The 10,254-nt window shown below is 68.7% G+C and carries 4 protein-coding genes and 1 pseudogene; 4 read left to right on the forward strand and 1 reads right to left on the reverse strand.

The window, feature by feature from the left end; translation table 11 throughout:
* Positions 1 to 1,398 precede the first annotated feature (1,398 nt).
* From ACFVYR_RS37920 to ACFVYR_RS37935, 4 genes are all read left to right on the forward strand, one after another.
* The gene (locus ACFVYR_RS37920; RefSeq protein ID WP_384261854.1) at positions 1,399 to 2,601 is read left to right on the forward strand and encodes an IS110 family transposase; all 1,203 of its coding nucleotides are present in this window, start codon (positions 1,399 to 1,401) and stop codon (positions 2,599 to 2,601) included.
* 108 nt (positions 2,602 to 2,709) lie between these two features.
* Complete coding sequence (locus tag ACFVYR_RS37925; RefSeq protein WP_384261852.1) at positions 2,710 to 3,732, forward strand: DUF4365 domain-containing protein; 1,023 nt, start codon at positions 2,710 to 2,712, stop codon at positions 3,730 to 3,732.
* Positions 3,733 to 3,927: 195 nt separating this feature from the next.
* Positions 3,928 to 4,368, forward strand: a complete 441-nt coding sequence (locus ACFVYR_RS37930; RefSeq protein WP_384261850.1) for a CU044_2847 family protein — start codon at positions 3,928 to 3,930, stop codon at positions 4,366 to 4,368.
* A complete protein-coding gene (locus ACFVYR_RS37935; protein WP_384261847.1) occupies positions 4,349 to 9,172 on the forward strand; it encodes an NACHT domain-containing protein in 4,824 nt (1,607 codons plus the stop codon). The genes ACFVYR_RS37930 and ACFVYR_RS37935 overlap by 20 nt, the downstream gene beginning before the upstream one ends.
* Before the next feature lie 51 nt (positions 9,173 to 9,223).
* On the opposite strand, the pseudogene ACFVYR_RS37940 reads toward ACFVYR_RS37935, so the two are convergent.
* Positions 9,224 to 10,254 (reverse strand): annotated as a pseudogene (locus ACFVYR_RS37940) (helicase); the annotation flags it as partial.

The raw sequence follows: 10,254 nt of genomic DNA on the forward strand, positions 1-10,254 counted from the left end.
GACGGCACGGGACGGCACGGGACGGCACGGGACGGCACGGGACGGCACGGGACGGCACGGGACGGCACGGGACGGCACGGGACGGCACGGGACGGCACGGGACGGTGCGGGCAGGCCACTCACCGGCCCGCCGCCCGGCCACCCACGCCAGGCACCCCACTCGTACCCACCCCCCGCACCCACCCCACACCACCGGGACCCCGGCAGCGAGTTGAGACCCCGGCAAGACCCGGCCGGACCCCGCCACACCGGGCAGACCACCCACCGCACGCGGGAAGAGGACCAGCAGCGCGGACACCCACGGCGGCAGTCGAGCGGTGCATCACCAGGCGCACACAGTGGCGCGGCCTGGCCACTGGCTACGACAAGACCACCACCATCCACCCCGCCGGACTCCACCTCGCGCCATCTTCATCTGGCCACCGAGGTGACCCACAAGAAACGGCCTAGCGGCCCGGCTGAATACCGAACGGCAGGCCGGCCAACCGCCAGACGCCCGCCGACACTCTCGCCGGGCCAGATGCACACCATCGGCTGCCGCCCCCGCGCCGGCTGCGGCGGCTGCGGCGGCTGCGGCGGCTGCGGCGGCTGCGGCGGCTGCGGCGGCTGGCCGTGTGAACCTCCGCCGGGACTCCGGTTCCACTCTGCCGGTCCACGCCGACCGCTTCACCCTCGCTCTCGCGCGCCCTGCCGTACCGCTCACGGGCTGACACCTCCCGGCAGCACCAGCGCACGGCAGTGACACCCCAGCGACCCTCGGCGATGCCCGATCAGCCCTGCTGCAGCCGCTGTCGGCGAGCTGACGGGACAGCAAGAACCGCCACTTGCCGAGCATCAGCACCCCACCCCAGCACGACCTGCGTGACCTTCTCGACACCATTCCCCACGCCGCCCGCACCAACATCCCCTGACGCCACCTGCCACATGACTACCCGCACTGGAACACCGCCCACGGCTGCTTCGGCAGCTGGGAGAAAGACGGCATCCTCAAGCACCCCAACACCCCACCGCCGCGCCGAATCCGCGAGAAAGAGAGCCGCCACCCAGAGCCGACCGGCTTCGTCACCGACACACAGCGCGTGAAGACCCCGGCCACCGTTCCCGCCCGCGAACAGAACACCGACGTACGTCCCCCGTTATGTTTTCCGCGGCCCTGCAATGGGGCTGCTGGCCTTCGGGCCCGGTATGACTGTGTCCCCTCTGTCGAAGGCATGACCTGGGGGGTGGTGTCGCCGGGCCCGAGAGGCGCCGTTGGAGACGCTGATGAGAGGTCCGACTACCGCCTGGCCGAGCGCAATGCCCGGCCGTTCGCAGTCGGCAGGTCTGCATAACGTGGATGCGCGCATACGACGCCAACGCCCTGGCCAGCACCGCACGAACCTCGTTAGGGAGGATGGGTTGGACGACATCGACGACGTGGGCGTCTTCCTCGGTCTGGACGTCGGCAAGAGCGCCCATCACGGGCACGGACTCACCCCGGCCGGGAAGGAGGTCTTCGACAAGCAGCTGCCCAACAGCGAGCCGAAACTGCGGGCCGTCCTCGACAAGCTGACCGCCAAGTTCGACACCGTCCTGGTGATCGTGGACCAGCCCGCCTCCATCGGCGCCCTGCCCCTGACCGTCGCCCGGGACGCCGGCTGCAAGGTCGCCTACCTGCCCGGACTCTCGATGCGACGCATCGCCGACCTCTACCCGGGCGAGGCCAAGACCGACGCCAAAGACGCCGCGGTGATCGCGGACGCCGCACGGACCATGCCACACACCCTGCGCTCGTTGGAACTGACCGACGAGATCACCGCCGAGCTGACCGTGCTGGTGGGCTTCGACCAGGACCTGGCAGCCGAGGCGACCCGCACCTCCAACCGGATACGCGGCTTGCTCACCCAGTTCCACCCCAGCCTAGAGCGCGTCCTTGGCCCGCGCCTGGACCACCAGGCCGTGACCTGGCTGCTGGAACGCTACGGATCCCCAGCCAGCTTGCGAAAGGCCGGCCGCCGCAGGCTCGTTGAGGTGATCCGGCCCAAGGCCCCGCGCATGGCTGCCCGACTGATCGACGAGGTCTTCGACGCGCTCGACGAGCAGACCGTCGTGGTCCCGGGCACCGGCACCCTCGACGTCGTGATCCCGTCCCTGGCCCGTTCGCTCGCAGCTGTCCACGAACAACGACGAGCTCTGGAAGCACAGACCGGACAGCTGCTGGAGGCTCACCCTCTTTCCGCGGCCCTGACCTCGATTCCGGGGGGCGCGGTCAGGACCGCCGCCACCTTGCTGGTCACCGTCGGCGACGGCACCAGCTTCCCCACTGCCGCCCACCTGACCTCCTACGCCGGCCTCGCCCCCACGACCAAGTCATCCGGGACATCGATCCACGGCGAACACGCCCCCCGAGGCGGCAACCGGCAGCTCAAACGGGCGATGTTCCTGTCCACGTTCGCCGCCCTGCACGATCCCGCCTCCCGCACCTACTACGACAAATGCCGGGCCAGAGGAAAGACCCACACGCAAGCCCTCCTCCGCCTCGCCCGGCAACGGATCAACGTGCTGTTCGCGATGCTCCGCGACGGCACCTTCTACGAACCCCACACCCCACACCTCGCTTGACGAAAGACATAGAGGCATCCCCCAACCCGGCACCCCAGACCGACAGATGATCCGGCCCACCCCGGGAGGCGCAACCACCGTGGACTGTCAGCGGCGGTCAGTATCCTGATGGTCACTGATTTCGAGGGGGAGCCGGTGTCCACTGTTCGTTCGAGCCGACGGATCGAGAGGGCAGGTGTCAACGCCCTGCGCGCACTCCTGGAGGAAAACGATCACATCGTTCAGGAGATCGACGGAGGCAACGACCACGGCGAGGACATGATCGTCAATTTCACCCGCGGCGGCAAACGAACAGGCTATTGGATTGCCATCCAGGTGAAAAGCGGGAAGAAATACAAGCGGGCCCACGGTTACGCAATACCCGTGGAAGATCATTTCGATGATTGGCGGCAGAGCCGCATCCCCATCATCGGCGTGGTATTCGATATGAAAAAGAAGCAACTGTTCTGGGTTAACCTCACCGACCAGTTACGCTCCACGGATACGAGCCCCGGCTGGATCCAGATATCCAACACCGCACGACTCGACACGGAAACGGTGCACGAGTTTTACACTGAGATTTCCGCTTACGTCGGCGATGCCAGGATGCGTATCCGTGCGGCGAGCCAGGAAGAGGCACTGACCGAAGCCGTCCGCGCCAGACAGGGACTGGACCCCCAGACAGCACCCAACCCTCTGTACGAGAGCATGGCGGACTTCGCACTTCGGCACGAGGATCGTCTTCGCATCCTGGCAAAAGACGTGCGGCGATCCCTTCCGATCCAAGTACTGGTCCTGCTCATGCTGTGGGAGTGGCCCCGTCAAATCCGATTCGTCGAGGGCTCTACGGATATCAACCCGGTTCCGTGGGTGCTCGCACTGTACTCGTTCATGCTCCTTATGGCTCTGACCATGTTTTTCGAGTTCAGGGCCGGGCGAATACCCAGGGAAACCGGCAGATGGCTGTCACTCATTGCGAGCAACTTCCTGTGGATTCCCATCATGGATCCTGACGGAGATCGCGGCTGGTGGGGGACAACATGGATCATCGCAGGAATCTTCGTGCCTTCATTCGGAGTCAAATTCTTGGTCATCAGTTTCGTCGGATTTGCTCGCGACCGAAAGAAGCAGCAGCTCAATTCCGGCACCTGAAGAGCTTCAGCTCCGCGATCGCCCCTATCTGTCTCCACCGCGCGCTGCCGTGGCAGTCCCGGCGCACGAGTCTGCCGGGACATCGAGGGGTGGGGTTGCCGAGCATCTGGAGCGACCTGACCTGCGGGCAACTGCGGCCAGACGCTAGTCTCTTGACGCTTCGCGACAGTGATTCGGTGGCATGACAGGGGGATCGTGGGCCAGTTTGTGGATTTCGCATTCGAGGATGGCACCTCGGCGCTGGTGGAGATCTCTCCCGTCGACGCAGCAGGTGGTGACGCTGCCGAGGACGGTCAGTGGGAAGACGACGTGCCGGTCAGGCCGGTGGGTGCGGGCTCCCGTGTGATCCAGCGGTCGGGTCAGTTGCTGCACGACGCGTTCGCCCCGTTGGCGCCGATCCTGTCGGGTATTCATGCCCGGGCGCAGGAAATGAGCCATGCCCCGGATGAGCTGTCCATCGAGTTCGGTGTGAAGCTGACCGCGGGGTTGAAGATCGCGGTCGTCAGCGGCGGTGAGGCCAGTTTCACCGTTACCGCCACCTGGAACACCTCCCAAGGCCAGCGTCAGCCCTCGGCTCCTGCCGCCTCGCCGCAGCCCGCTGCTCCGGTCGCCTCTGGTGAAGGGCCGCAGCTTTGACGTCTGCTGGGGCACACCGATGGTGATGGAGGCCGATGCCCCGCTGTGGGGCGCGTTCGCCACCGTCCTGGCCAGTGACGGGCGGGTCATCGGCGGCGGCGCCTACGTCCACGGCGGGGATCCGGCCCAGGCGACCTTGTTAACCTGCGCGCACGTCATCAACCTGGCGCTGGGCCGAAACGAGTTCACCACCGACTCTCCCGCTCAGGCCGAGGTGACGGTGGCCTTCCCCGCTGTTCCCGGCATGCGCATCCAAGCCCGAGTAGGGCGGTGGTGGCCGGCCCAGCGGCTGGCCGAACCGGGCACGCCGCCGGTACGTGGACGCGACGGGCGCTGGGTGGCCGACCTTGCGGAACTTGAGCCGCTGTCGGCGCTGCCGGCTGACCTGCGGCCGGCCCCCTTGGCCGCTGCGGACCTGGGCGACGAGCTGTGGGCCTGGCGCGGCAATGCCGACCCGCGCACCGTGGTGCGCCTGCGCGTCAACGCAGCCGCCGGCGAGTGGCTGGTCCTGGAAGCCCCGCCGACCGGATTCGCCGTGCAACCGGGCTACAGCGGTGGCCCGTTGTGGGACCGCCAGCGGGCGGCGGTGGTGGGGCTCATGGTCAGCGCGCATGAGCGGGTCCCCTACAGCAGCATGACCACGGCCGTCCCGGTCCGGCAGAGCTACGGCATCCGCGGCGACGTGCTGCGCGACCGGCTCCTTGGCGACCAACACGCCGCGAGCCGCCTCGATCCAGGTATCGGGATGCTGCTGGAGGCTCAGCGGCAGGCCGCCAGTTCGTTTCCCTACCGGTCGGTGGGCCTGCATCGTGACGATCTCACGCAGGTCTACGTGCGCCAGCAACTCGCAGCCGGCGACAAGCCCCATGGCCGCTCCCACAGCAGGAACGAGGTGGCCCAGGCCGAGGAGGAGCACCCGCCGCGCACCGTCGAGGACTTCCTGACCCGCTTCCGTCACGTACTCGTGGTGGGACCACCCGGGACCGGGAAGTCCACCCTCACCCTGCAGTTGGCCGCCGACCTCGTACACCTCCCCGGCCCACATCGCGGCGAGACAACACAACTGATCCCGATCCGCGTGTCCGCGCGCGAACTGGCCGGGCGGCCCGAGGAAGAGCTCCGTGCGGCCGTGTCCGGCGCGGCCCGGACCGCCGCCTCCTCCCGTCTCCATCTCGATATCGGCGCGGACGTGTGCCTGCGTCCGGCCGGGCAGCTGGAATGGCTGATCGTCATCGACGGTCTGGACGAGGTAGAGGATGCGGCGAACCGCGCGGAACTCTCCGACCGGCTGCGGCGGTTCATGGATGTCGAGACCAAGCATCGGATGCTGCTGACGATGCGCCAGCTTCCCCCGCGTGAACACGCCCGGTGGGAGGCCAAAGACGGCCTGGGCCGCTGCGAGATCGAGCCGTTCGAGCGCGGCCAGCGCCGTGATTTCGTCCACCGCTGGTTTCGGGCCCAACCCGGGCTGGCCCGTGACTTCCTCGCGCAGATCACCGCGGCCCGCCTCGAAGAGGTGGTCGCTGTCCCGCTGCTGGCCACCGTCGCCGCCATCGTCTTCGAGGAACGGGCCGGGCAACCGCTGCCGCAGACCGCCTTCGCTCTCTACCAGCGGTTCGTGTCGCACCTGTACGAATCCCGGCTGGAACAGCTGATGGCCAATCTGCGGGCACGGCTGGCGGGTTGGGTGGAGGCGGATCAGGTCATGAACCACCTGGTCACGGGCCGGATCAGTTTGCTTGAGCATTGCGCGGAGGCCTCATTGCGGGGTGCGGAGATCCTGCCCACCGCCCTGGAGTGGCTGCGTGAGGCCGGATCCCAGCCTTACCCGCAGCCGACGGACTGGCCCGATGTCGTCGCCGCCGTCCTCACCTCGACCGGGCTGGTGACCCAGGACGGCACTGCCCTGGCCTTTGTGCACCGCAGCTTCGCCGAGCATCTGGCCGCGGCCGGCGCCGCGCGCCGGCTGCCCGCCAGGTTCGATCCCGACCACCCGGTGTGGTGGCACACGCTCCGCGGTGCGCTGACCGGCAACCGCCGCCAGGACCACGAGGCCGTGCTGCATCGTGCGCTGCTCGCCGACACGGGCGGCCTGCTGGACTGGTTGCTCGCCGGGGACGACCGGGCCCGCGCACTCGGCGCCCGGTTGATCTTCGAAGGTGCCCCCAGCACGCCCGCCCACCACGAGGCGCTGGCCGAGACGCTCACCTACTGGGTTTCCCGGTCACGGACGACGGGTGCTCACCAGTTGGTACAGGTGCTCGATGCGATTCGCATCGCGCCCGCCGCGGTGGTCGACGTCCTGGTGGGCCTGCTCGACGCCGCGCGCTATCCCCTGGAGCTGCGCGATGCCGCCATCCGCGCGCTGCTGCGGGCCGGCCAGGGCACGGCGGAAGCGACGCGTGCGCTCGTTGCGATCGTGGACGAGCGCAATCTCACCGGCCTGCAGCGGGTCCGCGCGGCGGAGATGCTCATGGACCTCGGCCCCCAGTCGCGGGCCGCGGCACGATCGGGCCTGGCTCGCCTCTCCGGTGAGCGTGACTGGGTCCTCTCCGACGTCCGCGGCCAGGCGGCGAAGCTCGTCGAAGAGATCGATGCATCGCCGTCAGGCCACCCGGTCCACGGCGACCCACCGCCAAGGGACCATGCCGACTCCGGCGACCTAGGGGCCTGGGTCAGTTCGACGCTCGTCCCCCGGCAGCCCCCGGCCACCGAGTTCGTCGCGTCTTGGCCCGGCTCCGACCTCGAGGATGCACTCCAGAGCCTGGTCGACCCCGAGTTCGACTTCCCCGAAGTCCCAGACCCGATGCCGCACACGCGCGCCGGCGCGCCGGGTGCCGAGGCCGACTCGCGGGGGCACGTCCTGTATCCGAAGGTACGGGCGGCCCTGGGACTACCGCCGGGTGACCCGCCAGACCCGGCGGCCACAGCACAGGCGGTCTACCGTGCCATCCGGACAGCCCTGGGGGCGCCCGGCCGCGGCCGGGCCGAGCCAACAGCTCAGGCGCGCCGGGCGGCGGCCCCGCCCTGGGAAGAGATCGTTTTCGGAACTCTGCAGGTGGACCTGCCCGAGGACGGGAGTACGGCCGTAGCGGACCTGTCCGAGGAGGCCGAGCCCGACCTGACCGAGCAGCAGTGGGATGCGGTCGCACGCTGGCTGTGCGCGCACCCGCAGGAGCACCGTGCGGACCTGGACGGGGTCACCATCGAGGTCGGCGCGGTGATCGCTTCAACCACATCTGGCCGGGTGCATGCCCTTGCCGCGGCTCTCCTTCACGGCCCCCAGGGTATGTCCCGGATCGGATACGAGCTGCTCGCCCACCAGATCGTCCGCCCGAGCGCCGCCGCAACGCCGCTGCAGCTCCTGCGCATCGCCACCGCGCAAACCCAGCGCCCCGTGGACCAGGTTGCCGCCCAGCCTGTGGTCGCCGCGATCTGCACCGTGCTCCGGGGCACCTCAGCACGGCTCACGGTGGGGGCCGCCCAGACCGCGCGCGCCATGGGCAGTGATCTGTTCGCGTCGCACCTGAGCGCGGACGGGTCCGCCGACCCCCGAGGCACCGTCAGGGCCCTGCTGTCCCTGGGCAGCCAATACGTGCCCGACGCCGTCCGCTTCCTTACGTCCAAGGTGCGTGACCCCCTCGGCAGCCTGTCGCCGTGGTGCGCCGCCGTCCGCCTGCTCCGGCGACTGCCTCAAGCCGTGCCACCGGTGATCCGTCTCGTGCGCGAGGTCACCGAGGCCACCCACCTCCCCGACGACACCCTTGAGCTGTGCCAGCTGCTCATCGACTTCTCGGCCTTCGACACGGCCACCGAACATCTGCTGGATCTTGCCCAGGATGCGTCGGCGGCGCCTGTTCACCGCCGCCGGGCAGTGGAGCTTCTGCCGCGCGGTGAGGGGCGCGATGAAGCTGCCCGCCAGGCGCGCGCCGTCATTGGGGAGTTGACCACGCTCGCCTCGCCCGCGGAACGCATCGCGCTGGCCGCGACGCTCCACACGCTCGATCCGCAGGGATGCCGTGCGGCGATCGAGCTGCTCTTCGCCACCCTGGGCGACGTCGCCCTGCCCGCAGCAGCCCGCCTCGAGGCCCTCGGGCTCCTTGCGGCCATGGGACCGGATGTACGCCATCGTCTGGTGGACGACCTGGAGACCTGGCATGCGGGAGCGACAGATTCGAACGCCGAGCGACAAACAGCCCTGCGGAACATCTCCGAATGGGGACCGGATCTCCATCGCGCCGCTCAGGGCATCTGGGAGCACCAGACACAGCATCGCCGCGGCATCGAGGGCGTCGTCATGGCCGCCGAACTCCACGAGTGGGGATGGACAAGCGAACCGCGATCTTCACGTCTGCTCACCCGCATTGCCCGCTCAGCGCACGAAGAGCCGCATGTCCGCGTCGCCGCCGTCCGCTTCCTGCTGCGCCACCGCGCACCGCTGTCGCGTTCCTGCGCCGACGTACTGCACCAGTTGGTACGCGAGAGCCGTATCTCACCCGCCGTGGCCCTGCAGTCGGCCTGGGATCTGGCATCCGCGGGCGGACTGTTGGAAGCAAGAGGGGTGTTGCGCGACCTGATCCGCGACATCACGGTCCCAGACAGCCACCGCTACAAGGCCGCCACCCTCTTGCTGATGGTCGACCTCACGGCGAGCCCGGACACCGTGGCGATCCTGCAGTACATGACGGGTGACCCGTCGCTGAGCGAACACACGCGCAGCTGGGCATCCTTCGCCCTGGACTGCGCCCGAACTGGCATACATTGCCTAGACGGTGAGCCTCCCGCTTCCTGGCTGCAGAGCTGAGTCATGCCCGCACCACCGTCAGCCCCGTCCAGCCCCGCTGCGTTCCCGCCGTCAGGGCGCGGTCCTGGGCGCCACCCCATACCGGTCGATGACATCGGGTGCGGTGAGATGGTTCGCGGACAGCTGTTCGCCAACGGGGCCGGCCTTCATCCAGCTGTCCCCCTCCGCCAGCGCCCTCATGGCCGCACGCACCGCGTCGCACAACGCGGTCATCTTGGGTGACGTCACGACACGGCAGCCTGGAGGTGCCGTGGCGTTGCGGTCCAGCGTGTTGCCCTGGTGCAGCAGGACGGGGGTCGCGGTGCAGGTGGCGTCGTAGGTGTCACGGAACCAGTTCATCGAGTGGGACAACTGCTCCACATCCTTGCGCCAGATCTTGTCCGCAGTGGCCCCGGACTTCGCCTCCAACACCAAGTAGCGCAGCTCTCCGAGGGCCCACAGGACGTCCGGGCCGTTACCCAACGTGCGTTCGGGGCGCTGCGATTCGAATCCGAGGTGCCGGCCCAACCGCTCCAGGGCGACCTCGAAGGCCGCCTCCCGGCCGGGCGTGTAGGAGAGGTCGTCCAGGAGGGCATTGACGCCCAGCAGGAAGCGGTTGCGGTCCTTGTAGGTCCTCGCCAGGAACTCCGCGGCCAGATTGGCCTGGACGTCGGTGGGCTTGATCCGTGTGGGCTTCACCCCGACCAGGGGTCGGGTCAGGGATGCGTTGTGCCGCAAGGCCCCCACCAGCGTCTGCTGTGCCTGCGCAGGGTCGAGGAAGTTCTGGTACACAGCGAGTTGCTCTTGCAGCACCCCTCGCTCTGCCGGGCCATCGGCTGCTGCCACGGCCTGGCTCATCAGCGCCGCGGCATGGGCGTACTGCTGCACGGCGGCCTGGTCGAAGGCCTGACGGGCGAGTTCGGCGATCGGTGAGATGTGGCCGGGGGCGAAGGTGACGCCAGCAAGCTTTTGCCGGGAGAGCTTGACCCAGGCCGGATCACGGTCTAGTGCTGGGTTCCTCAAACGGCGTACACGTATCGGCGTCGCAGTAAGCGAGTTGGCGGTGCGGGTCTGCCCCAGATCCAGGGCTTTGCCCGGGCGTT

This window comes from Streptomyces sp. NPDC058284, from assembly GCF_042881135.1.
Classification (GTDB): domain Bacteria; phylum Actinomycetota; class Actinomycetes; order Streptomycetales; family Streptomycetaceae; genus Streptomyces.